This window comes from Haliscomenobacter sp. (genome assembly GCF_033763495.1).
Classification (GTDB): domain Bacteria; phylum Bacteroidota; class Bacteroidia; order Chitinophagales; family Saprospiraceae; genus Haliscomenobacter.
Genome location: NZ_JANRKL010000181.1, coordinates 56,127 through 82,432, shown reverse-complemented (window position 1 = coordinate 82,432; position 26,306 = coordinate 56,127). Strand labels below are relative to the sequence as shown.

Here is a 26,306-nt window from a genome sequence, read left to right as displayed (position 1 = left end):
TTATGGCACACAACTATCTAGCTAAAGCCGTTCTAGCAATTTTTTTCATCTTGATCGGAGGCTTCGTTTTTGCACAAACGGGAGTACTTGCAGGAAAAGTTATCGACAAAAAAAATGGTGAAGCCCTGATTGGAGCGACAGTCGTTCTCTTTCAGAATGATGCCCAAGTTACAGGTAACGTTACCGACTTTGATGGCAACTATACCATTGATGCTGCTCCTGGAGTGTATAAAATCGAAATCAGTTACACTGGCTACAACAAACAGGTAGTTTCCGATTTTGAAATCAAAAATGCCATCACCAATAATTTGGATGCGGCATTAGAAACTGAGGCTCAACAGCTTGATGTGGTAGTTGTGACTGCTAAACAAGTAAAAACCACCGATGCAGCCCTGATCACCATCCAACGTAAAGCATTTGCCATCCAGGATGGGGTGTCTTCGCAACAAATCAGCCGGACAGGTAGTTCCAATGCTGCCGATGCCATGAAACAAATGACCGGAGCCGTGGTTGAAGGTGGCCGCTTTATTGTCATGAGGGGCTTGGGCGACCGTTATTCGCTTTCTCAACTCAATGGCGTAACTTTACCAAGTACTGACCCTTACCGCAATAGTGCCAGCTTGGACTTGATTCCATCTCAGATCATTGAGAGTATCGTTACTGTAAAAACCTTTACCCCAGACTTGCCAGGCAACTTTAGTGGTGGTTTAGTCAATGTAAACACCAAAGCTTTCCCTGAAAAATTCAATTTGTACTTCCAAGTTGGACAAGAATTCAATACTCAGTCTTCTTTGATTGACAACTTCAGAACCCAGGAAAAAGGAAAAACGGATTGGTTGGGCTTCGAAGACGGTAGCCGTGGTCAGCCAGATTATTTGCTTACAGCCGCCAATCGCGACTTACTTTCATCCAGTACTTATCTGATTGCTCGCGATCCTAACCCGAGCAATGACAACACGCGCAACATTTTTGATCGTTCCTCCAAAGATTTGAGCAACGAATTTATTCCTTCCTTGCGCAACTCACCAATGAACAGTAGCTTCAACTTCAGCATTGGCAACCGGGTAAAACTTTTTGGAAAAGATTTGGGTTTCACCTTAGGCGCCAACTACTCGGCGAACTTCAACCATTACAACAATGGTAATGTGGGGACCTTTATTTACACCAACCCGCAAGAATTGTTTGCTTATCAAAACCTGCAAGAAACCAAAAGCACCCAAAACCCACAAATGGGCGCCTTGGCTAACCTTTCTTATAAGTTGAGCGACAACCATACCATTGGCTTAAACTACATTTTCAACAATGATGCAGAAATTGTAGGCCGGAATCAATCGGGTTCTTTCCTTGGACAAGTGTCGGAATCAGCCAGTGTCTTTAATACCAACACCCTGGAATTTACCCAGCGGCAGTTTTCTACCTTCCAGGTGACTGGTCGTCATATTTTTCCAAAGCTGAACAAAACAGAAATTGAATGGGTGGCCTCTACCAATCAGTCATTTCAGGAAGAGCCAGACCTGCGCTATTTTGCCTTTGTTAAGCTGGGTGAAGGTGAAGACGCAGAATTCAACATCAACAACGCAGAATTTGCCTTTCCTTACCACTTCTTCCGCCGCCTGGATGACCGGGTTACTTCAGGTAAACTGGACATTTCCATTCCTTTCCTAAACCGAGGTAACGCTGCTGGTTCTAACCGCCTGAAATTCGGAGCACTCTTCAACAACACTGATCGTGACTTTGAAGAATTCCGCTATCAGTTGAACAACACTGGTGTACCATCTACCATTGGGGTAAGTACATTCAAAGGCAATTGGGACAACTTTTTTAGCCCGGTTAACTTTGGTATCATCGGCACTCAAACGAATAGCAGTGGTGCCATCACCCGTTACAACACAGGGTACCACTACATCAACCAGGTTAACGCCAAAAACTTCTATACAGGGGAGGAAAACATATTCGCAGCCTATGGGATGGCGATTTACAACCTGACCTCTAAGTTGAAAGCTATTGCAGGGGTGAGATTGGAGAGTACTCAGCTGGAAGTAGAAAGCCAGGATCCTACCTCGGGTAAAGGCAACATCAACCTTACCGACCTATTGTATTCCGGTAATTTGATTTACGCCTTGTCAGATAAGGCAAACATTCGTATTGCAGCTTCAAAAACGCTGGCTCGTCCGAACATGAGGGAATTGGCTCCTTTTGAGCAATTCGATACCAAAAATGGTTTCTTCAACGTGGGTAACCCAAATTTGAAGCGTACCTTGATCCAAAACTACGATCTTCGTTACGAGTTGTACCCACGCACAGGCGAATTATTGGCGATTAGTGCATTTTACAAGAACTTTGATGATCCAATTATTCGCGCTTTCAATCCACGGGCAACCATCCCGGAATTGGGCTTCATCAACATCGATCAGGCCAGTGTTTATGGTCTAGAATTGGAGTTCCGCAAAGGTTTAGACTTCTTGGGTAAAACTTTTGAAAACTTCTTCTTCAGCACCAACCTTGCTTTGATCAAGTCTGAGTACGATATTCCTGAAGAGGAATTCAACAACTCCCGTCAGTTGGATCCTACCTATGATACCCGTACTCGTCCCTTCCAAGGGCAGGCACCTTATATCGTAAACGTCATTTTGTCCTACATCAACCCTGAAAAAGGTTGGGAATCTGCTTTGTCCTACAACGTATCCGGAGAAAAACTGTACAACATTGCTTTGTTTGGTACTCCAGATGTGTATGAGCAAGAATTCCCGTTGTTGAACTACAAATTGAGCAAACGTTTTGCGAGTAAGTATCAGGTGAGTTTCACTGCCCGCAACCTGTTGAATCCAATCAACAAGCGGACTCAAGAATTCAAAGGCCGTGAATACATCGCTGAATCGTTTACTGTAGGTACTGGCTTGGGTTTGAGCTTGGCCTATATCATCAAGTAAGCTTACTTATTTCAAAAGCTAATTAAAAATGAGGCCAGCAACGTCACTCATGTGACTTGTTGGCCTCATTTTTTATACTTTTGGGAGCGAAGGAAGTTGATCCAATAGCCACTGTTTATTGGCCAAGGATTTACTTGCCTCAACCTGCTCGCTTAAACGTCTCATTTTGGAGAAAGAAGGATTAATGGCATTTCTTTGGGTGTGGATTTTTAAGGCGAACCGGAAAAAATTGAGGTTTGATTTTTTTTGATAGTCGGACAATTGTCGGTTCCGTTCAATCATGCGACAAGTGGTTTCCACAAGAGACACCAATGGGTCGGTTTCGTCTTGTAAAAAATATATTTTTAACAACAGAATTTTAGCTGCAACAGCGTAGTACGCATCTTGAAATTCCAGGTTGAGCAGCAGTTTCTGAGCTACTCCGTATTCTTTTTTTTCAAAAGCTAAATTGGCACGGTTGAAAGCAAGCGCGTTCTCGCGGACCTCCTCGGGCAAGTACTGCGCGTATTGAAGCATAAAAGATTCAGTCCAATCATAATCCCCGAGTCTAATCCCGGTCAGTGCGATGTTGGTGAAAGCCCATTGGGTTAAGCTGCCATCTCGGAGTAGAATTCCTTTATGAATGAGCGTTTTATACAGTTGGTGAACTTCAGCATAAAAATCGGAATTCCCCAAATTCACTTCCCGTACACCTATATTCAGCATATACGTATAGAGCGTTTTGAGTTCTTCTATCGGAATGAGTGATCCGTACTGAGACAATAAAGTGTTGAGCTGATCAAAATAATGCCGTTTGGGATTTTGAGTAAACATGTTGTATGCTGTGATGTAAATATCCAGGCAAAATTTGAAGGGAACTTTCACCGCGTCTTGTTCGTATTCTAGGATGTGTTCATCAATAAACGCACAGGTGTAGTTGGCCTTGACCACAAAATTTCTGCTTTGCATGTCGCAGGCAACCCGTAGTTTTTCCAGCAAGTAGAATAAATCCAGGGTCTGGCTTTGTGACTGCAAATATGGACTGTAAGCCCGCTTGTCTTCCCGGCCAAGGTGTAGGTCTTGAAAATGTTGCAACTCGTAATCGGCCAGAAAAAATTCTTGCGCTGGCCAGCTTTGTTGTTCCAGCAAGGTTTGAAGTTGTGCAATCGGTTTGGACAGCATAAATACCCCCTCCCTTTGGATCAAGGCCTTGGCTAACAAACGCTCTTTGAGCGCCATCTGTTCTTTTAGGTGCTGCTGAACCAAAAAAGCTTGTATTTGCTTCGTGAGCAGGGAAAAGAGGTTTCTAATCCTGGGCTCATTGAAGTTTTCGCCAGGATAGAGTTGTTTAAAGAGGGCTTCTTTCGAAAGAGTTAACTTGTTCTTTTTGTCTAAACAGGGCAGTAGGTAATCAAAAATCAAGATCAATTTTGGATTGGAATTGTGGTAAGGAGACAGTAAGAAATTTCGGAATTGGTCGATTTCCACTTGATCAAGCAATCTTAAAGCCATCAGGACAAGCGAGGTTTTCATTTTTACATATTTTACGATAAAAAATTAATTTACAATTATTTAAGTGAAAATATACTTGAATTTGAATTTACAAAGATCATATTTTGACCCCTTTTTTTCAATAAGCGATCCCCATTTTTGTCATAGTAAATAATCCACGACAAATGATTAATCCTAAAAGACTGACTTTCATGAACAAATGTAAAAATTGGCGAGTGTTTCTGACCCTGAGCTTCCTTGCAGCTTCAGCTTTGACGTGCCTGGGGCAGGATACCCTGCACCTTTCGCTCAGCGATTCTTTAATTTTCAGCAAAGACCTTCCCAATTGGGATCGCACGGTTGGTTTCACCCTCAGTGCCCAAAGTAAAAAAGCCTGTACGGTACAATTTACACTGGCCTGGAATCACGAAGAAGCTGAATTGTTAGGTGTCCAAATTTTGGATACCGCCCAGGTTAAATCCAGTCATTTTGGAATGGCGGAGGTCAGTAAAGGAATCTTGCGCGTAATCACGAGGGTAGTACCCGACGCCCCGGCCACTCCTGTTGGCAAGCCGCTATTCCGCTTGCGCTTGAAAGGATATCGCACCTATACTTTCCCGGACGGGCTAAAAGTAGAGTACCTTATTAATGGCCCCTTTGATCCTGCATTGAACCAGATTTACTCCCAGTTTCGCCCTTTGATGCCCTTGCTGCAATTCAAAAATGAACCGCTTGCACCACTTGCCATTGATTCCAGCTTAAAAAAACTGGTGCTCAGTCACAACCAGGCCGCTATACTACGTCTGGACCAGGCTGTTTGGCCGGGAGATGTGGACAACAGTGGTAAAGTAAACCAATTCGATGTGTTGGCACTCGCTACCCAAATCAAATCAGTGGGTATCCCCAAACGCCCCTATGCCAATCTGGATTGGTACCCCCAGGCATTTGTACATCCTCTCAACCGCAATGGAATTGACCTGGTAAGGGCTGACACAGATGGCAATGGTACCATCGAGCTACAAGACACTTTGGCCATTGACCTCAATTGGCAAAAATCCATCCCAGGGTTCCAAGAAAATGGGATTAGCCCCATTGAATCAACTGGAACCCCTTTGCTGATCAGTAAAGACACCCTGAAATCCGCTCAATCAGTTGAAATTCCGATTGAACTGGGTACCTCATTTCAGCCCGCGCAAAATACTTATGGGATAGCTTTTACTTTGCGCTATCGGCCCGACCCTCTGGGGCGCAGTAAGATCAAAGTAGAAAAAAGCTTGTCGTGGTTGTTACCGGAGGGCAATCAAGTGTTGTTTTTTCAACGTGATAACCCACGGGAAGGCAGGCTAGATGTGGTACTCAGCCGCCTGGACAAAAACAACCGCAATGGCTATGGGCAAATTGCCAGAATAAAGGTGACACTGGAAGATGTGATCTTTATCGAAGACTACCTCAAGCAGCTCAATCTTACCCTGGAAAATATTCGATTGGTTGATAACCTGAATCAGGTACTTCCCATTGCTCCAGAAGCTGGGGAAATAAAGTTGGTTTCTATTGTCGAAAATAAAGAACTACTAAAAGCCCCGCTTGTCAAATTGTTGCCTCAACCTGCCTCAGACTTACTGATCATAGAAGCCAACTTTCCCGAAATTTTAGAAGCCGAGGTTTACAGTACCTTGGGGACTTTGGTTTGGCGTGGGCAAATCAATAGAACGACGAAAGTGGATGTTCGGCAATGGCCCAATGGTGCCTATTATCTTCAAACGACCAGAGATGGTACGCGGCATAGCTTTCCCATTCTCATCCAACATTAATTCCTGAACCAAATCAAAGTAAGTTTTATGAAAGGGATCATAAGCATTATATTCTTGACTCTGAGCCTGCATGTAAATGCTCAGGTAGCCCTCAATGGGAAAATCACTTGCCACTATGGGCAGGCGCTGCAAGATGTTGTGGTGAGCGTTGTTGACCTGACTTCAGGCGAAACCCAAAGTGTACTTACCAACCAATTTGGAGAATATTCCTTTTGCAACCTTGATTCTACGCATCAATACCGCGTTCAGGTGGTAAAGGTGATGCATCATGCCGAGGAACAGTCTGCCCATGGCCTCGATATTGTGGATTTGGAGTTGTTGCGGCAACACATCCAGCAAGAAAAAAGCTTTACCCAAGACGAGTCCTGGATCGCACAATTGTTTTTTGGCGGAAACTGGCGTTGGAACCAGAATCCTCCAACCGGCTATGTGCGAAAAGACCTTCTGGAAATTTTCCGCAAATACCTGCTCAATGGTTTTTACTACAGCGAGATTGGATTCATTAAACGTTACCCCGGATGGTCTTTTTATCGGGAGGAACTGGCCTTAAACGATCCTAAACAAAACAATACAGTTTCCTTACAAAAACTGAATCGAGAAGGAATGACTTTGAATTGGATTGCGGTTAAGGCAGGGGATTTTGATGGCTCCGCTTGTGAGTAAAGCCTTTGGATAAAAAACAGGCGGCTTGGAGTGTGACGCTCCAAGCCGTTTTTTTGTATAAAAAGCATCCATCGATGAGCTGCATTTTGACAACCAGATCAAAGCCCCGTCGGACGCTCCATTTGTTCTGTGTAGCGGGCGCCCTAACAAAAAACAAATCTTACGAAAATCAAGCATTCCTGAATTTGGTAGGACTCAGCTGAACGTGTTTTTTGAAGAAATTGTTAAAATGGGTCACTTCCGTAAAGCCCAGAGAATAGGCGATTTCTCCCACGTTCCAGTTGCTGTGTTTCAACAAGATTTTGGATTCCTGCAAAACCCGCTCGGCGATGAGTTGGGAGGTCGTTTTTTGCATACTTTCTTTCACTGCTTTGTTCAGGTGGTTGACGTGGATGTTGAGTTGCCCGGCAAAATCCGAGGCCGAACGCAATTGCATGTGTTGGTGGTTGTCGTCGATGGGAAACTGGCGTTCCAACAACTCCAGGAACAAGGTAGCGATGCGTTGGGAGGCGTTGATCTGTTGTTTATCAAACACGGTGCTGGGCTGCAATTTCATAGCAAAATGCAGCAGTTCAAATACCAGGTTCCGCAGTACATCGTACTTGTGGATGTATTCCGAAGCAATCTCTTCGAACATCCGATCATAAACTGGCGCAATGCGGGCAACTTGCTCGTCGCTCAACTCGAAGATGTGGTTCCCGTTGGGTTGAAACACCTCGTACTGGTTCAAATTGCCAAACTGGTGGAAAAAATGGTGGTTGAAAATACAAAAGGCCCCACTGCGGATATTGTCCTGATGTTCCCATTTGTAAGGGATCTGGGGGTTGGAAAAAGACAAGGCCTGCTTTTGCACCTCTACTACTTTGTCCGCGTAATGGACTTTACTATTGCCAACCACCAGCGTGATTTTGTAAAAATCCCGCCGCTTGTAAGGCACAGGTTTTGCGTTATCGCCTGTAAAAGGTTCCAAGCGGAATACATTGAAATGCCCGATTTCATTGCGAATCTGTTCCGGCATCCAATTGAATTTTCGTTGGTAAAAATCGTCAAGCGTTTCGGGTTTGTCCATGATGGTTCAATTGCAAATTTCAATCAATACGGAGATGATCAAATTTAAGGCCTGGTGTAACTACTTCCAAATGTATAAGCTAAACTAAGGTTCCAGTTGAAATCTTTTCCGGCGATCTCCGTTTTCAGCGCTTTGTTCATCATGGTTGAGAGGGAGAGTGGAAAATTCTTTTTGGCCAAGGTCACATTTGTTGCGGCATAAAACCCATCTTTATCTCCACTTTTCAGGTAAAAAACCTGTGGGTTAAAACGCATGTAGAGCTGCTCCGAAAATTTGACATTGGAAAAATTGGAACGTAAGGAAACAAAATGCGTGTTTTTGGTGGCATCCACTTCTGGGCTGTGGCCATAGAGGTAAAAAGCGCCAATACTGATGCTTTTATTCAGCGCATAATACGGTGCAAGTTCAATCACCGGGAAAAAACGCTGGGTTTGGATGAGATCCAATGCTACCCCGTTTTTGATTACGGGCACCGTTCTGAAATTGAGTGCAGGCAGGTGGGTGCCAATGGTGAGTTTGAAACGTTCTGCATTTATCAATTTATACCGCCAGATAAAGATAAAAGACCAGGGCCTTGCGCCCTCTAAATCAAAGCGGAATTCGGGTTCAAAGCTGAATCTTTTTCCACCATTGATATTGAAATTAAAGATGGCTGCTGGTTTTCCCAAAGAAAACGAAGGAATAAAAGAAAAGCCGTTGTTGGTTACACTGGCGGTACCTGTGAAGTTTAATACATGTTTGGTGCTGTCTGTACTCTGGCTATAAGCAAACTGAGTCAGGCACAAGACTGCCAATAACCATCCGATTTTTTGAACTGATGTAGTGGATTTGGACAAATTCATTCCCTTGCGATTTGATTATTTCAAGCACAAAGGACGAGCTTTCGTCTGGCCACGCCGAACGAATTTCAAACCAAAACTTACGATTTTCAAATAATCGCCCCGTTACTACATGCTGGCCAGGATGGTTCGGATTTCAACATCCAGGGTGCCAAATTGATTGCTGACTACCGCCTGTTCCTGGTTTAGCACCGCAAGTTGTTCTTTTTCCTTGTCGAGCATCAGGTCGAATGGGTCAAAATTGCTGTCGATGCGTTCTTTGAGGCGTTTGATGTATTGTTTCAATTGGGCCGTTACATCCACTTCGATTTTTTCACGGCCTTTGATGATTTCATGCAGAAACCCATCGATGATTTTGCGGCGCTTTCCACTGGTAGCGAAGCCAGCGAAAAGGATACCTATCGTAGTGAGTACGCCACCAGTGATGTCAAAAACTGCGCCCTGGGTGATGGCAGCCAGAATCAAACCAATGACGGCAATGCCACTGCCGGTGGCAAAGGAGCCGGGCAGCGGGGTTTTATCAGGAAATAAACTTTGATCCGTAAAACTTTCGCTTTTCTTGATGAAGTCTTCAAATTTCTCCTGCAACTCCCGAAAAATGTTGTGCCGGCGCTCAGCAATGGCGCTGAATATCTCGTGGTCGTTTTGTAGCAAATTTTTGCTGGTATGGATTTTTAGGTCGATCAGTTTGGCCATTTGTTGCACATTATCGGCTAGATCATTGATGCCATCGTGTAGTTTTTCGCGTAGGGTGGTATTCAGGCTTTGCTCCAGGTCTTTAGCCAGGGTTTCCAACCATTCTTTCGCAGAGGTTTTTTTGGTAAAAATGGAGGAAATGGAACGACGGACCAGCGAAAAGAAGGATAAACCATCGCGCAATTCCTGTTCTTTGGCCTGGGTGGTGCGGTCGTAACCAGCCAGGATGTTTTCTACCAGTTGATCAACTTGTTTGTACGACTTTATTTCCTGGTTATCCAGGGTGTTTTTGATGTCTTTACGGAACTCCATGTCCGCTTCCCATTGGCGCTGACGCAAATCCAGGCCTTCTCGAATGCTATCGTTGATGCGCAAGCAAGTGCTGACGCTGTTGCCCAACTTCAATACGGGTGCTTTTCCCCCGGTGATGTTTTCCAGGATGTAATGACGAATGGGAATGAAGCCACTATCGGTTTTGTTGCCATCCTTCTCTAACTTGGCCGAAGTGGCAAAAATGAGTGGATTGTAGATGCCCTGTTTTTCAGCGTAATCGTGTACTCCTTTGATGTTGACTTCCAGATCTTCAGGGGACATCAGGTCTTTTTGTTGCAAAACAAAAATGATCTTTTTGCGCCAGTCTTCGTGGATGAACTTGAAAAAATCCCAGGCGGATTGGCGATAAGGGTTTTTTGCTTCAAATACAAAGACAATCAAGTCCGAAGCGGGAATAAAAGACTCGGTGATCTCCTGGTGGTGCTCAACAATGGTATTGGTGCCTGGGGTATCCACAATGGCTACTTCCTTGAGGATATCGACCGGAATCAGGATTTTTTTGAGGAAAGGATTGATGACGATGACCTCCTCTTTTTCTCCGTACACAATTTGCTGAATGGTGTCGGTCATTGGTTGAGGGGCCACCTTGGTTATCTCTCGATCGGTTTGCAACAGGGCATTGATAAAGCTGCTTTTGCCTGCTTTTACCTCTCCCACGATCACAAACATGAAGGGGTCATTGATGCGGTTGCGCAAGTCGCTCACCGTTTTGGCCAAATCATTGTGGTTGATGCGAATGGTCAGTTCGTGCAGGTCTTTTACGGCTTCGTCGATCCGCGCCCGGAGGGCTATCGTACTTGGGTTAATCATGCGCTTAATGTGCTAATGGGCTAATGCGCTGGTGAAATGACCAGCTAGCTGCACAAATATAGTGGTAATTTTTGTAACAGTTAATGACATTACCCCATCAGCACAATGGGGGTTGCGTTTACGTTTACTAAACTTTAAAAGTTTAGTAAACGTAAACGTAAACATTACCAACGAATTAGTGCCGAACCCCAGGTGAAGCCACTGCCAAAGGCTGCCAAACACACCAGGTCGCCTTCTTTTACCTTACCTGCTTCCCATGCCTCACAAAGTGCAATGGGGATGGAAGCGGCGGTGGTATTGCCAAAACGCTGGATGTTATTCCACACCTGATCATCACTCAAGCCAAGTTTGCCCTGCACAAATTGACTAATGCGTAGGTTGGCCTGGTGGGGGATAAGCATGTTGATGTCGCTGGGTTTGAGGTCAGTTTTGGCCAGTGCTTCCATGATGACTTCCGGGAATTTCTGCACCGCCATTTTGAACACAAACTGGCCCTCCATCACCGGGTAAGTATAGGCATTGTCGATCATGGTTTGATTGACAAATACTTCACCAAACTCGACGTCCGGGAAACCAAAGTCGGTTTCGATGGCCATTTTATTGAAATGGTAGGCACCATGAGAACCAGGGCTGATGAGGGCGAGTTTTTCGGCATAAGTACCATCGGAATGAAGGTGGGTGGTAAGTACACCTTTGTTTTCTTCTGCCGTGGGTTGTAGAACTACGGCTCCAGCACCATCGCCAAAAATGACCGTTACATTGCGTCCACGGGTAGAAAAATCCAGGCCCATGGAGTGCATCTCCGCGCCCACCAGGAGTACATTTTTATACATACCTGTTTTGACGAACTGGTCGGCTACCGATAAGCCGTATACAAAACCGGAGCATTGGTTGCGGATGTCCAAAGCGCCAATTTCAGTTTTGGTAATGCCTAACTCCCGTTGTAGCAAGACGCCACAGCCAGGAAAATAATAATCAGGGCTCAGGGTAGCAAAAATGATAAAGTCGATGTCTTCTTTTTGGATTCCGGCCCGTTCAATGGCAATTTTGGCAGCCTCTACAGCCATAGTCGTCGGGGTCTCTTCAAATTTTTTGCCATAGCGACGTTCCTGAATACCCGTTCTTTCCTGTATCCATTCGTCCGTTGTATCCATGACTCGGGTCAGGTCTTGGTTGGTTACTATGTGTTCTGGGACATAATAACCAATGCCAGCAATTTTTGACTTTAACATACCCATCTGTATTTTCGAAAATAATGATTGTAAGTTTGAACTTTGCCTGAAAAAAAAGTTCTAACAGGACTTTTTTCCAAATTATCATCGGTAGAATGACAATGTTACCTGCAAAGTTATCTTTTCGAAGAAGTTTTAGGCAGATTTACAATTTTTTTTTACTTTTCTTTGTTTAAAATCGAATAATCACTAGTACAACACATCAAACCTAATGGCTCATATTCACTTAAGCATCATTGAAGATGAGGAAACGGTACGCGAAAGTTTAGCCGACTTTTTGAGTGCCCAAGCCGACTTCGTAGTCCATTCCGTAGCTGAATCTGTAGAAACTTTTTTGGCACTTCAAAGAGGAACGTCTCCAGAAATTCTCCTGCTAGACATCAACCTTCCCGGGATGTCGGGCCTGGAAGGCATTCATTTGATTCAAAAAAAACACCCTAATCTGGACATCATTATGCTTACTTCCTTCGAGGAAGAGGAACACGTTTTCGAAGCTTTGCGCAGAGGTGCTGTGGGCTATTTGTCCAAGAGGTCTCCTCTAGTGATGGTTCGGGAAGCCATCCAAACCGTGGCAGCTGGAGGATCATTTATGTCTCCCTCTATAGCCAGGCATGTAGTTAATTTTTTCCGTTTCCGGCAAAGAGTAAACAACCCTGATGTGGAATTGACCGATCGCCAAAAGGAAATTTTACAAGGCTTGGTAGATGGCAAAAGTTATAAAATGATTGCTGATGCTTGTGGCATTACTTTGGAAACGGTACGGGACCATATCAAAAAGATTTACAAAAAACTACAAATCAACAGCAAAGGAGAATTGGTTTCAATGATATTGGGTAATCGTCTATGAAGGCTTTGAACCAAATCAAAACTCAAGAGTTGATATTATTTTTTCGATTATGAAAAAAATCAGCCTATTTTGGGACCTCAATTACTGAGAGCGCTTCATGTTTAATTTTTTTTGCCAACTACCTGTACAAAAAATCAGCTTGCTGATATCCCTGTGTGTGAGTTTGTCTCTTAACGCGCAACAGGGAGATATCCCTTTTCGGTATTTTTCTTTGCGGGATGGTTTGTCAGATTGGACCATTACATCCTTACAAAAAGACCCTTCTGGGTTGTTATGGATTGGAACTGCACATGGTCTGCAGCGTTTCGATGGGTATGAATTTTTGACTTTCAATACCAATCCAAATAACCCATACACCATATCGGATCACCATGTACATGCTATTCGTTTGTTAAAAGACAGTTTGCTGTTGGTCGTATACCTGCGCAACAATGAACTCTTCGATTTGATTGATTATAAAACCTTCCAAAGAAAAACCATCTCCCTCAAAAAAAGAGGGATTAAATCGAATGAACAAGTCCAGGGTATTCGGGTTGATGAGGACGGAAACCTATTGGTAATTACCCGGTTTCAAACAGCGAGTGATAAACTATGCGTTTTGTACGAATTTGATCTTGCTTTGAATCGATTTATTCGGATTGCGGAAGTAAATTCCTCTTTTTCAGGTGAATCCAACGACCAGTTGTTTGAGGCCCTCAAAGTAGGAAAAAACGCTTGGCTTTTTGGAAACAATAAAGATGGTGTTTTAAACCTGGTCTCCAGACAAGGATTGCTAAAACAATTTAAGCCATCAGATTTCAAGGGCGTTGTATTGCCACCCAACGTGTTCAACGAACGAATTTCTATTTTAAAACGGGATCGTAGTGGCCAGGTATGGTTGGCTTTTGCCCGTAATCATTACCTGTTTAAATACAATTCCGAAGAAAAGACTTTTAAGGTGGTGAGTGGACTGCCTGACAATGGCGAATTTTCCCTGTGGTGGCAAGACAAAAAAGGGAACATCCTGGTTTCTGAAACGGATGGCAGTCTGAGGTTCCCGATCACAAAAAAACTGTTTTGTATCCAGAAAAATGGAAGGGTCGAAGATTTTAGCAAATTCATTAGTGTCAGCAAACAAATCATCGATGTATACAGTGAAAATTTTTACAGCACCCTCTTTTTCGGGGTAGACACGGGGTTAAAAGTTTTTAAAAACAATCTGGGAATTGTCCAAAGGTACCTCCAAAAAAACATTGCTGAAGATGATTTTGGGCGAATCCTGCGGGGCATGGCTAGTGATGGGCGTAGCAATATCTATTTTGCAAATGAAAACAGCTTTTGGTATAGTCTGAACAAAAATGATGTAAAAAAAGGGATGGATACCCTACGCATCATCGAGGAAAAATCGGACACAGTACTGCGTTTCAATTGTTGTTTTGACCTAAAATACCAGGAGCCCAACTACCTTTGGGGCATTGCATGCCAGGGAAGAGACAAAGGATTGTTGATTCGTTACAACCTCACCAAAAAGAGGGCAACCATTTATCGTTACCCGGCCCGGTTTCGTGCCTTCACTGTAGATGCTCAGGGGCAATTTTGGTTGTTGACAGAATTTCCCAATGGAGATTATAAATTGTTGATTTTCAATCGTGAAACGGCTGAATTTCGCCCATTTTATACAGCGGAGGATCCCTCGCCGCTGAGCCACCTTTTTCCCTATTACATCACCAGTAGCAAGAACAATACCTTTTGGGTTACCACCAACAAAGGTTTATACAAAATCGTAGCAGGCAAAACACTGAAAGATAATCATTTTGAAACCTACCTAGATCGTTCCCAATTGGGATCTCAATTGATTTATAGCCTTTATGAAGATAAACAAGGGATTTTATGGTTAGGCTCTTCTCAAGGTTTGATTCGTTTTGATCCTAAGACTTTAAAAACCAAATACTATACCCAGAAAGAGGGCCTGGCGAGTAACACCATCTCGGGCATCTTGGAGGACCACCTGGGCCATTTATGGATCAGCACCCACAGTGGATTGTCCTGTTTTGATCGAAAAAACGAAACCTTTACCAATTTTTACGACCTGGATGGTTTTTCCCACAGTTCCTTTACCCGTTATTCTTTCTTTAAAGACGAAGACAATATCCTGTACTTTGGCACCATCAATGGAGTAAATGCATTTCGGCCAGAACGACTGCTACGCAGCGATACCATACCTCAGGTTTGCCTCACCCGAGTCAGCAAATACAATTGGGTGGAAGATACTTTGTCGAACTTTACCCACAATTTGCAACAGCTACGGTACCTGGAACTCCGTGCTTATGAGCAAAACCTGGAAATGGAATTCACCCTTCCTGTTTATTGGAATGTGGAAAAAATCAAATACCGTTATCAATTGGAAGGATTGGACCCCGATTGGATAGAACTCGGAGGGCTCAATCAGATCAAGTACAATCAGTTGCCGCCCGGTCGATACCGTTTGCGTATCCAGGGGGCAGACCCTCGGGGGAATTGGTCCCAAAGTTTAGTCCTGGAGATACAGGTCTTTGCTTACGTTTACAAATATTGGTGGTTTTGGGCTTTACTTGCATTGGCACTAGGTGTGGGTGGATTTTATGCGCTGCGCTCTCGATTGGTACACAAATTAAAAATTGAACGCCTGCGGACCAAAATTGCAGCCGATATCCACGATGAAGTAAGTGGGCTTTTGGCAGGGATTGCAATGCAAGCGGAAGTGTTGCAGCACCTGGGCACAAGCAGTGTAGATACTGGAAAATTGAACAAAATTGCAGAAATAGCCCGCAAAGCCATGTCCCACCTGCACGATGTGATCTGGTCGATTGATTCTCGGAAAGACCACATCGAGGATCTTTTGTTTCGGATGCAGGAACATGCCAACGATGTATTGAGCCCCCTCAACGTTCAATACCAGGTCACCCTAAAAAATCTGGATCTAAAAACGAGTATCCCGATCCAAATTCGCCAGGATTTGTACTACATCTTTAAAGAAGCCATCAACAACGTTGCCAAGCATGCCAAAGCCAATCAGGTCAGTATTCGGCTTGGGCAGCAAGGCCGCTTTTTTGAAATGGAAATTGCCAATGACGGGCCTGTGGTGGCCAGTACACCCAAACCTGGTTCTGGAAATGGACTCCAAAACATGAAAATGCGGGCAGAGCGGATCGGAGGCGAGATTCACTTCATTCAGGATGCCGAATACCGGGTTTTTTTGCGGATGAAACGGCTTTAAAGAACCTTTTTTAAGCATCATTCCAAAGTGTATTTTGTAACCCTTCCTACAAAATACTGCTTAGAATTTGATCTTTTCCATTATAACTGTAATTTTCGGGTTGTTACATTTTGATCCAAACCTTTCGTCCATCAGATCAATGTTTGTTTTTGTTTACATTTCATCACCTAAATAAATATTCGCATATGCGGAGTTTTACGCACTCATGTTCAGTGGTTTATTTCCTTTTGTCGGGATTGTTTCTGCTGATCTTTACATCCCAAATTACTGCCCAAAGCCATGTGCTGACGGTAAGCGAACCTGCTGCTATTGCTGGAGATTACCAAGCAGAAATGTCTTCATTTGGCCGCAACTTTTGTACAGTTACTGGTGAACTGATTCAGGCCAAGGATGCATCCAATGGTACTCTGGGTTGCAATACATCCGTTATTACAACAGACTTAACTGGAAAAATCGCCGTGCTTGATCGTGGAAGTTGTGACTTTTCTGACAAGGTACTCAATGCACAAAAAAAAGGTGCAATTGCTGTAATTATATTCAACAATGTCAGCACTTCGCCTGTGATTTTTTCAGCTGGGAACGGCGCTTCAGGACCACAAGTTACCATTCCAAGTTTTATGGTATCATTGGCTACAGCCAACAAGATTAAACCTTTGTTGGGCAGTGCAGTGAAGGTGACCATCAAATCCAATACCCCTGATTTTGTAAATCCTAATTTGGTCGTTTGGGGCAATAGTTCCAAACAAGGTGATTTTGACGGTGGTTTGAATGCCTGGACAAGCAACACGGTTTCTTGTTCTGGCAAGCCCAACACTGCTACCGCCTGGTCCTGGATTTCGGCAAATGCATTCGCGGATCCTTGCTTTTTTGCCTACCCAGCTCAACCTTCCTTTTTTTCACCTACCCGCTGTAATGGAGCAATGATTATGAACGCGGCGACCCTGGATTTAGGCAGTATTACTACCTGTAACAGTGGTTTTGGACAGGGGCCATGCCCGACACCGCACACCGGAGAGCTGATTTCTCCAACCATTAAAGTTACCAAAGGCACTGCACTCAATGTTTCATTCTACCAATATTTTAGGCATTTTTATGGTAGTGAGTATTTTGTAGAATGGTCAAAAGACGGTGGTAAGACCTGGGTCTCTAGTCAAATCAACGAAGAAATTCGTCCCTTTGAAGAAAATGAAGACCCCTACAAATCGGTACGACTGATTGGAAGCGAAAACGCAGATAGTGTCAAGATCAAGTTCCGTTATGATGGTAATTTTTACTTCTGGGCTATCGACGATGTCAAACTGGTGAAGCGGGAAGCCAACAACCTGGCCTTGACCCAATTTTACGCTTTGTCGCCCAACATGCAGCAACCTGCCAATCAGGCTGAAACCATTCCTTTTGGGGCAGCGGTTGAAAATATTGGAGCCAACGCCCAAACCAACCTGAAGTTGTACATCAATGCCATTGACTCAACGACTAATTCCCGTATTTTCCGGGATTCGCTTACCTCTGCGTCAATTGCACCAAACCAAATTGATACTGCTATTTTTGCTCCTAAATTTTTGCCCAATAAAAAAGGAACCTATGCCATGGTTTACCAGGCGTCTGCCGATTCAACGGATTATGACCGCTTTGACAACCTTGAAGGGTTTTTCTTCCGCGTTACAGATACCACTTTTGCCAAAGAGCTGGGCGCTTCTTTTTATACCCTTCCAGGGGACAACTGGGATGTAAATGAACCCCACTCGGCTGCTTACGGCAACAGTTATTACGTGGTTAAGGGAAAGGGCAATTACCTGCGGAGTGTTTCTTTTGGGGTCAACAATGGAGCTGATCTCCAGGGGATTTCCTTGTTGGTGAGTTTGTATACCTGGGAAGACCGCAACCAAAACGCCTTGGTGGAATCAACCGAACGCGATTTGATAGCCGACAACTTCTACGACATCAAAGGAACCGAAACGGGAGCACGCCTGATTACTGTGCCTTTCCCTGAGCAGGGTGAACCTGCTGTACAATTGGCAGATACCACCACCTACCTGGTGATGATTGAATATTTCACTGGTGATGATACCGACATTGAATTGTTGTTGAACGATACTTACGATCGCCGTCCAATGTTGTTGACCGGTTTTGCAACGGACAAACCACGTTATGCCAGTTTCACCGCCCTGGATTCAGATTTGGGTACGGTTACCTACAGCCCAACTGGTTATGGTCTGGAAAATGTATACGTTGTACGAATGAACGTAGGTCCATTGGTGATCAGCAGTGATCGTGATCTGCCTTCCATCTCCAATGAATTTGCGATTAGTCCAAATCCAGCTCGTGAAGACATCTACCTGCAATTGGCCTTGAATAAAGTGTCCAAACAGGCCAATGTACGGATCATGGATATGGCGGGTCGCCAGATTATGGAAAAAGTATACACCAACGTGAAGCGTGATCAATTCCAGATTTCAGTGGATGGACTTCCAGCGGGTACTTACCTGATGCAGGTTACTACGGAGAATGGAACGGGGACGAAGAAGTTTGTAAAAAGCGGAGAATAGAGATGAGAGATGAGAGAGGCTACCGCAGCGTTTTCGACGATAATCTTGTCTAAGCCTCTGCGGTAGCTTCTCTCATCTCTCATCTCTCATCTTTCATCTCTAATTTACATGTTCGCAATAATCTCATCGCCAAACTCAGAGCACTTCAACAAAGTTGCTCCTTCCATCAGGCGATGGAAATCATAAGTTACACGTTTGTTGCTGATGGCCCCTTCAACGCCTTTGATGATCAGGTCAGCAGCTTCCTTCCAGCCCATGTAACGGAACATCATCTCACCAGACAAGATTACCGAACTTGGATTCACCTTATCCTGACCAGCATATTTTGGAGCGGTCCCATGAGTAGCTTCAAAAATGGCTTTGCCGCTGAGGTAATTGATGTTAGCACCTGGAGCGATCCCGATACCACCTACTTCTGCTGCTAGAGCGTCGGAGATGTAGTCGCCATTCAGGTTCAAGGTAGCAATCACTGAATATTCAGCAGGACGCAGCAGAATTTGTTGCAGGAATGCATCCGCAATCGCGTCTTTGATCAGGATTTTACCCGCAGCCAGTGCATCTGCCTGAGCTTTGTCAGCAACAGCTTTGCCATCGGCAGCAGCAATTCGGTCGTATTGTGCCCAGGTGAACACCTTATCGCCATACTCCCGCTCCAACAAGGCATAACCCCAATCCTTAAACTTACCTTCGGTGTATTTCATGATGTTGCCCTTGTGAACCAGGGTCAAGGAAGGCAGGTTGTTGTCGATGGTGTACTCGATGGCGGAACGAACCAGGCGCTCGGTACCTTCGATTGAAACAGGTTTGATACCCAATGAAACGGTATCAGGGAAGCGGATTCCTTTAACCCCCATTTCTTCAATCAGGAATTTTTTGAGCTTCTCCAATTCTGGAGTGCCAGCCAAGTATTCAATACCCGCGTAGATGTCTTCGGTGTTTTCCCGGAAGATCACCATTTCAACCAGTTCTGGTTCTTTCACTGGGCTAGGCACACCCTTGAAATAATGTACTGGACGAACACAAGCGTACAAGTCGAGCATTTGACGCAAGGCAACGTTCAAAGAGCGGATACCACCACCAACCGGGGTAGTCAAAGGACCTTTGATGGCAATACGGTACTCGTCAATAATCTGCAGGGTTTCGTCTGGAAGCCAGCTGCCGGTAAGGTTAAAGGCTTTTTCGCCAGCTAACACTTCCTTCCAATGAATTTTGCGTGTACCATTGTACGCTTTTTCCACTGCGGCGTCCAAAACGCGAACTGAAGCCGCCCAAATATCGGCTCCAGTACCATCACCTTCAATGAAAGGGATGATCGGATCGTTTGGCACCGTTAATTTTCCATTTTCAATGGTTACTTTTGATCCACTCATTGTTGTATTATTGTATTTTCAATGCTGAAAAAATGTAGAGACGCAAGGTTTGCGTCTTTGCCAGCCTTATTTGATGCTTCAAAACCTGGAAAAGGACTTGGCCTCAAATTTTGCTGCGCAAATTTAAAAACAATATTTAAATGGCAAATCCTATATTGGATGCTTCTGGCAAACAGTTTAGCACGGATGAACAGCAAATCGAGCGCGCGTTGCGCCCTAAAGCGCTGGAAGACTTCAGTGGACAGCCCCGAATTGTAGACAATTTGAAGGTTTTCATCACAGCAGCCAAACAGAGAGGAGAAGCCCTGGACCACGTTTTGCTGCATGGCCCACCGGGTCTGGGCAAAACGACCCTTTCTCACATCATTTCCAATGAACTGGAAACGGGACTCAAAATGAGCTCAGGACCCGTATTGGAAAAACCGGGAGACCTGGCGGGATTGCTGACCAATCTCAACGAAGGGGATGTTTTATTCATTGACGAAATTCACCGTCTCAATACTGTAGTTGAAGAATACCTGTACTCTGCTATGGAGGATTACCGCATCGACATTATGATCGATAGTGGCCCCAATGCGCGTAGCATTCAGATTACACTCAACCCTTTCACCCTCGTAGGGGCAACTACCCGAATGGGTTTGTTGACAGCACCGATGCGAGCGCGATTTGGTATCAATTGTCACCTGGATTACTACGACGTGGAAACCCTGAAACGAATCATCCATCGTTCGGCCAATATTCTGAGCTTGGAAATTCTGGACGAAGGTGCAACGGAAATCGCCAGGAGGAGCCGGGGTACACCTCGTATCGCCAATGCCCTTTTGCGCAGGGTGCGTGATTTTGCCCAGGTCAAGGGGGATGGACGGATTACCCTGGAAATCGCCAAAATTGCTCTGGAAGCCTTGAATGTAGATGAATATGGCCTGGATGAAATGGACAATAAAATTTTGTCAACCATTATCCAAAAATTCAAAGGTGGTCCCGTGGGCATTTCCACCATTGCTACGGCCATCGGCGAAGAAGCTGGCACAATTGAAGAGGTCCATGAGCCGTTTTTGATTATGGAAGGCTTTTTACAAAGAACCCCACGCGGACGGGAAGCTACCGAAAAAGCTTATCGTCACCTGGGGATTGTACCTCCTGCTCAGCAAAGAACATTGTTTGAATAAAACCCTCAACCATGCAAAGACGTACCTTCATCCATCAATTTGGCCTTGGAGCCATTGCCTTGGGTACGGGAATTCCCCAGTTGGACTTTTCCGGTGATTTTTCATTGAGCATCCTGCATACCAACGACTTACATGGTCGGTTTGGAGGGGGAAATGCAACTTCTTACACTTTTGCCCAAAAAGCCAGGCAACTGGTGGAAAAAATTCGGAGAGAACAAAACCATGTTTTGCTGCTCGATGCGGGAGACGTATTGAACCCTTCCAATTCAAAAGGGGAGGAACTGGCCTGGATGAAGGGGATGGGCTATGATGCTTTTGCTTTGGGCAACCACGAATTCGACCGGGGCATGCAAGACCTATCTACTCAGCTCAGCAGAAATTCAATTCCTGCCCTGGCAGCAAATTACCAACTGACGGATACTCCGTTGGCTAAACTGGTTAAACCACACCATATTGTTGAAAAGGCAGGGCAGCGCATTGGCATAATGGGCTTGGGATTAAATCCACAAGGCGCTATTCCTCAACTGCTGAGAGAAGGACTGGTTTACCGCGATCCTCTGGCCACCGCCAACGAGGTAGCTGCTGAACTTAAAGAAAAACACGGGTGCAGTCTGGTGATCTGTTTGTCCCATCTGGGCTACCACTATCAGGACGAACAAGTTTCTGATCTGAAACTGGCACCCCAATCACGGAACATCGACATCATCATCGGTGGGCATACTCATACTTTTTTACCCGAACCTATTGTGGTCAATAACCTGGACGGTAAACCTGTACTCATCAATCACGCTGGTTGGGGTGGTTTGTTGATGGGGCGGATTGATTTGCACAACAATGGAGCGATTCGGGTGGCGAAAGGGGAGAATATGGCCATTGGTGCCCAGAATTGGGCCTAGGGTTTATGTATTTCCTTGGGTGGTAGAAAACATGCGGCATAGCCGTCCAACAAATTTTTACCTACCAAATGTAAACCTTTAATTGAACCATCTAAGATATCTAAGAGACATCTAAGGAGGTAATGCTCCTGAGGTGCTTCTTAGATGCCTTAGATGGTGAAAAAACAAGCGGCGCAGCCGCCAGATGGAGTTTCATTGTGTTTGATTAAGCAAACACCCGTAAATTTTTTCCATTCAGCTCCGTCTTATATTGCTTCAAATCTGAAGTAGCCGGACCATTCAATACACCTCCCGACTCTGAAAAGGTGGAGCCATGATTGGGGCAAAAGAACCTGGAGTTATTGCCCTGGTATTGGATGATGGTGCCTTGGTGCGTACAAGCAGCGGCTACGGCGATGAATACTCCACCCGTAGTTCTGGCCACAATCACTCCATTCTTTACCAGGAAGCCACCGTTGTTGTTCAAGGCGGCATTTTCTGTGGCATTGAGATCAAGGGTGAAATCTAAACCTCCACCACCGCCCGTGCTTCCTCCGGGAGTAACTCCAGCTTCTTTTGAGCATCCGCCCAAACATGAAATGGCTACGCCACCACCTACGGTTAGTCCCAGTAGGCTCAAAAATTCTTTCCGATCCATATTTTTAGTTTAATTGCTGATGTTCCACTTAATACTACGATGTAAGTGGGCATATTGGTTGTTAGGTTTATTTCCCTTTACCAGTTTAGGAGAGATAGGGTTGCTTTGCAGATAGGAAATTCTGGAAAAAATTTTATTTATCATTGTGTAACCAAAAAATAGCTATGTCAAATTTTACCTACTCAGTCCATCCCGACATCACCCTCGCCGAAACCCTACCTGCCGAGTTTTACCGCAACCCTCAGGTATTCGAAGCCATGCAGGAAAAGGTATTCCCCCGCAGTTGGCAGTGGATTGAAACTGGCGAGAATCTGAACCAGGCAGGATCGGTCTATCCCTTTCAATTCCTCCCCGGTTTTGTCAATGAACCCTTGTTTTTAAGCAAAACGGAAACCGGTGAGCTGAAATGCTTTAGTAATGTCTGCACCCACCGGGGCAACATCCTTGTACACTACCCCGGGCAATACAAAAAACTGACCTGCAACTATCACGGCAGGCGTTTTGACCTTCAGGGGCAAATGGAATTCATGCCCGAGTTCAAGGAAGCCCAGGGATTCCCCCGTGCTTGTGACCATTTGACTGAAGTGCCTTGTCAAACCTGGGCCCAGTTTCCTTTTGTTTCACTCGATCCCGGATTTGACTTCAAGTCAGTGTTGGAGGTGATGCAGGAGCGTATTGGCTTTATGCCTCTTTCGCAGTTTCGCTATGCATCTGAATTGAGCCGAGATTATTTGGTCAACGCGCATTGGGCTTTGTATTGCGACAATTACCTGGAGGGGTTCCACATTCCCTTTGTACATGCGGGCCTCAACCAGGTTTTGGACTATGGTGCGTATTACAGCGAGCTGTTTGACTACTGCAATTTGCAAGTGGGAATTGCTGATTCCGGGACAGAGTGTTTCGACCTTCCTGCCGGGCATATCGATTACGGCAAGCGGATTGCCGCTTACTATTTTTGGGTTTTCCCCAACATGATGTTCAATTTTTACCCCTGGGGCTTAAGTGTCAACATTGTCAAACCCCTGTCTATCAAACAATGCAAAGTGCGTTTCATCCTCTATGTATACGATGAAAGTAAACTCGACCAGGGGGCCGGAGCGGATTTGGACAAGGTGGAACGGGAGGATGAATTTGTGGTGGAAAATGTACAAAAAGGGCTACAGTCCCGATTTTACCAAACGGGACGGTTCTCTCCCAAACGTGAAGCCTGTGTTCATCATTTTCACCAGTTACTGGCTAAAAGCCTTTAAGTGCGAAAATGAGAACTTATTTTATCGCCCCTTAACGATTGACGATCGCAAACAAATGTTGGGGCAGGAGGCCCTTTTCCACTTCCTCAAGTTGCAGTGTCAAATTGTTGGCATAATGCCCGTCAAAACAGGTATGCCCCAGGAAATAACGTTCGCTTTTGCAGGCCAACATGACCACACAAGCGGGTGCCCGGCGGGGAATGTTGAAGGCGCAGAATTTTTGGTCGTAGGGAAAAAGTTTGACCACCGACTGGTGGTTGCGGAACACCAAAAAAGCCTGCTTGTGCTCAAAATCCTGATCCTGATAACGGATGCTCAACATGGATTTGAGCCCTTCTCTGGACAGGGGTAAATGGGCGCTGAACCACCCCAACTGGGTGAGTTCAAATTTTAGCCAGCGTTGCCCTTGCTGTTTGAGTACCGGAGTAGGTTTGTTGAAAAAGGGAATCCAATCCAGCTCCGCAGCCGCACTGAACGAACGGGTACTGGCCATGGATAATGTGACGATTTGCAAGGAAGCAGGTTTGGCGTTCAAATTGTAAATTGGCCAGGTAATTTGGAGGGGCTTGATCAGTTTTAAATGCTGTTCACCTTTTTTTGCCTGCAGACTAAACATTCCCGCCGACTCAAAAACCCCATCTCTGGATGTACTGGGCATTGCCGCCAGTAACATTCCGGCTTTGTGGACAATTTCTACTAGTTCAAGTTCAACTCTTTCGGTGATGATTCGGCCTTGGGTATCGCAAAAAGAGCCTGGTAAAATACTGATTCTTAGCCCGTTTTCACCACTTATTTGGTTGAATCGGGTTGGATCAATCCACAATTGTTGTTTGGGTAACCAACGCAAAACAACATCATCTGCCAAAGCAGCGCTTTGCCCCATTACTTTCAGGTGACTGATGTTAGCAGCCATAGTTTTCTCATAGTTTGTGCAACTCACCGATGGGGGCAGATTGAGTACAATTGTGTTTTTTGCGTATAACAAAAAAAAATATACTCAGCGGTGCTTGCTGTTCTTCAAAATGAAACCAAAAGAGGGTAGATTCAGATAGGTAGATGCTCTCGCGAAGTTGGAATTACCTCAGGTAAAACCTTAATACTGAATTGAGACTGCTAAAGTACAACAAAAGTTGTTATGATTCCTGTTTTTTGTAATATTTTTCACCTCGTTTTGAGATTTTGACACTAAAAACACAAATCAAAAAAAATGCAGCCATTAGCAGAAAGAATGCGCCCGTTGCGCCTTGCGGATTATCTCGGGCAGGAACATTTGGTAGGGGAGGGTTCGGTGTTGCGCCAGGCTTTGGCTGCGGGTTTTTTGCCTTCGATTATCCTTTGGGGGCCTCCGGGAGTGGGCAAAACAACCCTGGCCAACATCCTGGCCAAAGAAACGGGCCGGCCTTTCTATAGCCTTAGTGCAATCGCTGCGGGGGTCAAGGATGTGCGGGATACCATTCAAAAAGCCGAGCAACAACGCTTTTTTGGCAAACCCAACCCATTGTTGTTCATCGATGAAATTCATCGCTTTAGCAAATCTCAACAAGATGCTTTGCTTGGAGCGGTAGAAAAAGGTGTGGTGACATTAATAGGTGCAACGACTGAAAATCCTTCCTTTGAAGTGATCCCAGCTCTTTTGTCGCGTTGCCAAGTCTATGTGCTTAAATTGCTTGAAACCAATCAATTGATGCAACTCATTCAAGACGCGCTGCAAAAGGACGAATACCTGAAACACAAAAAAGTACGTTTCGATAGTTATGATGCACTATTGCATTACTCTGGCGGAGATGCCCGAAAGTTGTACAATATCCTGGAGTTGGTGACTAGCCAAGCCTCAAATGTAGAAGGAGAAATAGTGGTAGATGATGCCATCATCACCAATATCTTACAACAACACATTGCCAGTTATGACAAGGGAGGGGAGCAACATTATGACGTTGCCTCGGCATTCATCAAATCCATTCGGGGGAGCGACCCCAACGCGGCTGTTTATTGGTTGGCCCGGATGATTGAAGGGGGAGAAGAGGTGAAGTTTATCGCTCGCCGGATGGTCATTGCAGCGGCGGAAGACATTGGCCTGGCCAATCCCAATGCGTTACTCATGGCAACCACCGCCTTCCAGGCCGTACAGGCGGTCGGCTTGCCGGAAGCCCGGATCATTTTATCACAAGCGGTCATTTACCTGGCTACTTCCCCCAAAAGCAACTCAGCTTACCTGGCCATTGCTAAAGCTCAGGAATTGGTACATGCTCAGGGCAATCAGCCTGTACCCCTACACCTGCGCAATGCACCCACTCAGTTGATGAAAAAGTTGGACTACGGGAAAGCCTATCAATACTCCCACGACTTTCCAGGTAACTTCGTGGAGCAGGAATACTTGCCAGAAAAATTGAGCGGGACAAAATTGTTTGAACCAGCCGCCAATCCAACTGAGGAGAAAACTCGAGGCTGGTTGCGGGGGTTGTGGAAGAAGAAGTATGGGTATTGATTGGGCCTGGAGGGGGCA

The 26,306-nt window shown here is 45.1% G+C and carries 18 protein-coding genes; 10 read left to right on the top strand and 8 right to left on the bottom strand.

The window, feature by feature from the left end:
* Positions 1 to 2 precede the first annotated feature (2 nt).
* Complete coding sequence (locus SFV55_RS20030; protein ID WP_320031324.1) at positions 3 to 2,930, top strand: TonB-dependent receptor; 2,928 nt, start codon at positions 3 to 5, stop codon at positions 2,928 to 2,930.
* 72 nt (positions 2,931 to 3,002) lie between these two features.
* Here SFV55_RS20030 and SFV55_RS20025 read toward each other — a convergent pair whose 3' ends face one another.
* Positions 3,003 to 4,442, bottom strand: a complete 1,440-nt coding sequence (locus tag SFV55_RS20025; protein ID WP_320031323.1) for a hypothetical protein — start codon at positions 4,440 to 4,442, stop codon at positions 3,003 to 3,005.
* Between the two features lie 170 nt (positions 4,443 to 4,612).
* Between SFV55_RS20025 and SFV55_RS20020 the strand changes: the two genes are divergently transcribed.
* Positions 4,613 to 6,211: a T9SS type A sorting domain-containing protein gene (locus SFV55_RS20020; protein WP_320031322.1), complete on the top strand. Its 1,599-nt coding sequence runs from the start codon at positions 4,613 to 4,615 to the stop codon at positions 6,209 to 6,211.
* Between the two features lie 27 nt (positions 6,212 to 6,238).
* Positions 6,239 to 6,874 (top strand): carboxypeptidase-like regulatory domain-containing protein, encoded by a 636-nt coding sequence (locus tag SFV55_RS20015; protein WP_320031321.1) that lies wholly within the window; start codon positions 6,239 to 6,241, stop codon positions 6,872 to 6,874.
* 169 nt (positions 6,875 to 7,043) lie between these two features.
* Here the strand turns inward: SFV55_RS20015 and SFV55_RS20010 are convergent, their stop codons facing one another.
* The 4 genes from SFV55_RS20010 to SFV55_RS19995 all read right to left on the bottom strand — a co-directional run bounded on the left by SFV55_RS20010 (position 7,044) and on the right by SFV55_RS19995 (position 11,853).
* Positions 7,044 to 7,943 (bottom strand): helix-turn-helix transcriptional regulator, encoded by a 900-nt coding sequence (locus SFV55_RS20010; protein ID WP_320031320.1) that lies wholly within the window; start codon positions 7,941 to 7,943, stop codon positions 7,044 to 7,046.
* Positions 7,944 to 7,987: 44 nt separating this feature from the next.
* Entirely contained in the window at positions 7,988 to 8,785 is a 798-nt protein-coding gene (locus SFV55_RS20005; protein WP_320031319.1) for a hypothetical protein, read from the bottom strand.
* Positions 8,786 to 8,890: 105 nt separating this feature from the next.
* The gene (locus tag SFV55_RS20000) at positions 8,891 to 10,621 is read right to left on the bottom strand and encodes a dynamin family protein (RefSeq protein WP_320031318.1); all 1,731 of its coding nucleotides are present in this window, start codon (positions 10,619 to 10,621) and stop codon (positions 8,891 to 8,893) included.
* 164 nt (positions 10,622 to 10,785) lie between these two features.
* Positions 10,786 to 11,853, bottom strand: a complete 1,068-nt coding sequence (locus SFV55_RS19995) for a beta-ketoacyl-ACP synthase III (protein WP_320031317.1) — start codon at positions 11,851 to 11,853, stop codon at positions 10,786 to 10,788.
* A gap of 211 nt (positions 11,854 to 12,064) precedes the next feature.
* Here SFV55_RS19995 and SFV55_RS19990 point away from each other — a divergent pair, with 211 nt between their 5' ends.
* The 3 genes from SFV55_RS19990 to SFV55_RS19980 all read left to right on the top strand — a co-directional run bounded on the left by SFV55_RS19990 (position 12,065) and on the right by SFV55_RS19980 (position 18,481).
* Positions 12,065 to 12,700, top strand: a complete 636-nt coding sequence (locus SFV55_RS19990; RefSeq protein ID WP_320031316.1) for a response regulator transcription factor — start codon at positions 12,065 to 12,067, stop codon at positions 12,698 to 12,700.
* A 139-nt stretch (positions 12,701 to 12,839) separates the two neighbouring features.
* Positions 12,840 to 15,935 carry a two-component regulator propeller domain-containing protein gene (locus SFV55_RS19985; RefSeq protein ID WP_320031315.1) on the top strand — a complete coding sequence of 1,032 codons (3,096 nt, stop codon included), beginning with the start codon at positions 12,840 to 12,842 and terminating at the stop codon, positions 15,933 to 15,935.
* Between the two features lie 185 nt (positions 15,936 to 16,120).
* Positions 16,121 to 18,481: a T9SS type A sorting domain-containing protein gene (locus SFV55_RS19980; RefSeq protein ID WP_320031314.1), complete on the top strand. Its 2,361-nt coding sequence runs from the start codon at positions 16,121 to 16,123 to the stop codon at positions 18,479 to 18,481.
* A 104-nt stretch (positions 18,482 to 18,585) separates the two neighbouring features.
* Here SFV55_RS19980 and icd read toward each other — a convergent pair whose 3' ends face one another.
* Positions 18,586 to 19,851 (bottom strand): NADP-dependent isocitrate dehydrogenase, encoded by a 1,266-nt coding sequence (gene icd, locus SFV55_RS19975; protein ID WP_320031313.1) that lies wholly within the window; start codon positions 19,849 to 19,851, stop codon positions 18,586 to 18,588.
* A gap of 140 nt (positions 19,852 to 19,991) precedes the next feature.
* On the opposite strand from icd, the gene ruvB reads away from it, so the two are divergent.
* Complete coding sequence (gene ruvB, locus SFV55_RS19970; protein WP_320031312.1) at positions 19,992 to 21,020, top strand: Holliday junction branch migration DNA helicase RuvB; 1,029 nt, start codon at positions 19,992 to 19,994, stop codon at positions 21,018 to 21,020.
* An 11-nt stretch (positions 21,021 to 21,031) separates the two neighbouring features.
* Positions 21,032 to 21,916 (top strand): bifunctional metallophosphatase/5'-nucleotidase, encoded by an 885-nt coding sequence (locus SFV55_RS19965; RefSeq protein ID WP_320031311.1) that lies wholly within the window; start codon positions 21,032 to 21,034, stop codon positions 21,914 to 21,916.
* A 205-nt stretch (positions 21,917 to 22,121) separates the two neighbouring features.
* On the opposite strand, the gene SFV55_RS19960 is transcribed toward SFV55_RS19965, so the two are convergent.
* Positions 22,122 to 22,553, bottom strand: coding sequence for a Rieske (2Fe-2S) protein (locus tag SFV55_RS19960; RefSeq protein ID WP_320031310.1), 432 nt, complete (start codon positions 22,551 to 22,553; stop codon positions 22,122 to 22,124).
* A 164-nt stretch (positions 22,554 to 22,717) separates the two neighbouring features.
* Between SFV55_RS19960 and SFV55_RS19955 the strand changes: the two genes are divergently transcribed.
* Positions 22,718 to 23,803, top strand: a complete 1,086-nt coding sequence (locus SFV55_RS19955; RefSeq protein ID WP_320031309.1) for an aromatic ring-hydroxylating dioxygenase subunit alpha — start codon at positions 22,718 to 22,720, stop codon at positions 23,801 to 23,803.
* Positions 23,804 to 23,834: 31 nt separating this feature from the next.
* Here the strand turns inward: SFV55_RS19955 and SFV55_RS19950 are convergent, their stop codons facing one another.
* Complete coding sequence (locus tag SFV55_RS19950; RefSeq protein ID WP_320031308.1) at positions 23,835 to 24,716, bottom strand: hypothetical protein; 882 nt, start codon at positions 24,714 to 24,716, stop codon at positions 23,835 to 23,837.
* Positions 24,717 to 25,010: 294 nt separating this feature from the next.
* On the opposite strand from SFV55_RS19950, the gene SFV55_RS19945 reads away from it, so the two are divergent.
* Positions 25,011 to 26,288 carry a replication-associated recombination protein A gene (locus SFV55_RS19945; RefSeq protein WP_320031307.1) on the top strand — a complete coding sequence of 426 codons (1,278 nt, stop codon included), beginning with the start codon at positions 25,011 to 25,013 and terminating at the stop codon, positions 26,286 to 26,288.
* Positions 26,289 to 26,306: the final 18 nt, after the last annotated feature.

Excerpts from the sequence above, each read along its gene's own strand:
- SFV55_RS19995 (WP_320031317.1), bottom strand. The coding sequence starts at position 11,853 with ATGTTAAAGTCAAAAATTGCTGGCATTGGTTATTATGTCCCAGAACAC.
- SFV55_RS20000 (WP_320031318.1), bottom strand. The coding sequence starts at position 10,621 with ATGATTAACCCAAGTACGATAGCCCTCCGGGCGCGGATCGACGAAGCC.
- icd (WP_320031313.1), bottom strand. The coding sequence starts at position 19,851 with ATGAGTGGATCAAAAGTAACCATTGAAAATGGAAAATTAACGGTGCCA.
- ruvB (WP_320031312.1), top strand. The coding sequence starts at position 19,992 with ATGGCAAATCCTATATTGGATGCTTCTGGCAAACAGTTTAGCACGGAT.
- SFV55_RS20025 (WP_320031323.1), bottom strand. The coding sequence starts at position 4,442 with ATGAAAACCTCGCTTGTCCTGATGGCTTTAAGATTGCTTGATCAAGTG.
- SFV55_RS20005 (WP_320031319.1), bottom strand. The coding sequence starts at position 8,785 with ATGAATTTGTCCAAATCCACTACATCAGTTCAAAAAATCGGATGGTTA.
- SFV55_RS20010 (WP_320031320.1), bottom strand. The coding sequence starts at position 7,943 with ATGGACAAACCCGAAACGCTTGACGATTTTTACCAACGAAAATTCAAT.
- SFV55_RS19990 (WP_320031316.1), top strand. The coding sequence starts at position 12,065 with ATGGCTCATATTCACTTAAGCATCATTGAAGATGAGGAAACGGTACGC.
- SFV55_RS19955 (WP_320031309.1), top strand. The coding sequence starts at position 22,718 with ATGTCAAATTTTACCTACTCAGTCCATCCCGACATCACCCTCGCCGAA.
- SFV55_RS19965 (WP_320031311.1), top strand. The coding sequence starts at position 21,032 with ATGCAAAGACGTACCTTCATCCATCAATTTGGCCTTGGAGCCATTGCC.
- SFV55_RS20030 (WP_320031324.1), top strand. The coding sequence starts at position 3 with ATGGCACACAACTATCTAGCTAAAGCCGTTCTAGCAATTTTTTTCATC.
- SFV55_RS20015 (WP_320031321.1), top strand. The coding sequence starts at position 6,239 with ATGAAAGGGATCATAAGCATTATATTCTTGACTCTGAGCCTGCATGTA.
- SFV55_RS19960 (WP_320031310.1), bottom strand. The coding sequence starts at position 22,553 with ATGGATCGGAAAGAATTTTTGAGCCTACTGGGACTAACCGTAGGTGGT.
- SFV55_RS19945 (WP_320031307.1), top strand. The coding sequence starts at position 25,011 with ATGCAGCCATTAGCAGAAAGAATGCGCCCGTTGCGCCTTGCGGATTAT.
- SFV55_RS19950 (WP_320031308.1), bottom strand. The coding sequence starts at position 24,716 with ATGGCTGCTAACATCAGTCACCTGAAAGTAATGGGGCAAAGCGCTGCT.
- SFV55_RS19980 (WP_320031314.1), top strand. The coding sequence starts at position 16,121 with ATGCGGAGTTTTACGCACTCATGTTCAGTGGTTTATTTCCTTTTGTCG.
- SFV55_RS20020 (WP_320031322.1), top strand. The coding sequence starts at position 4,613 with ATGAACAAATGTAAAAATTGGCGAGTGTTTCTGACCCTGAGCTTCCTT.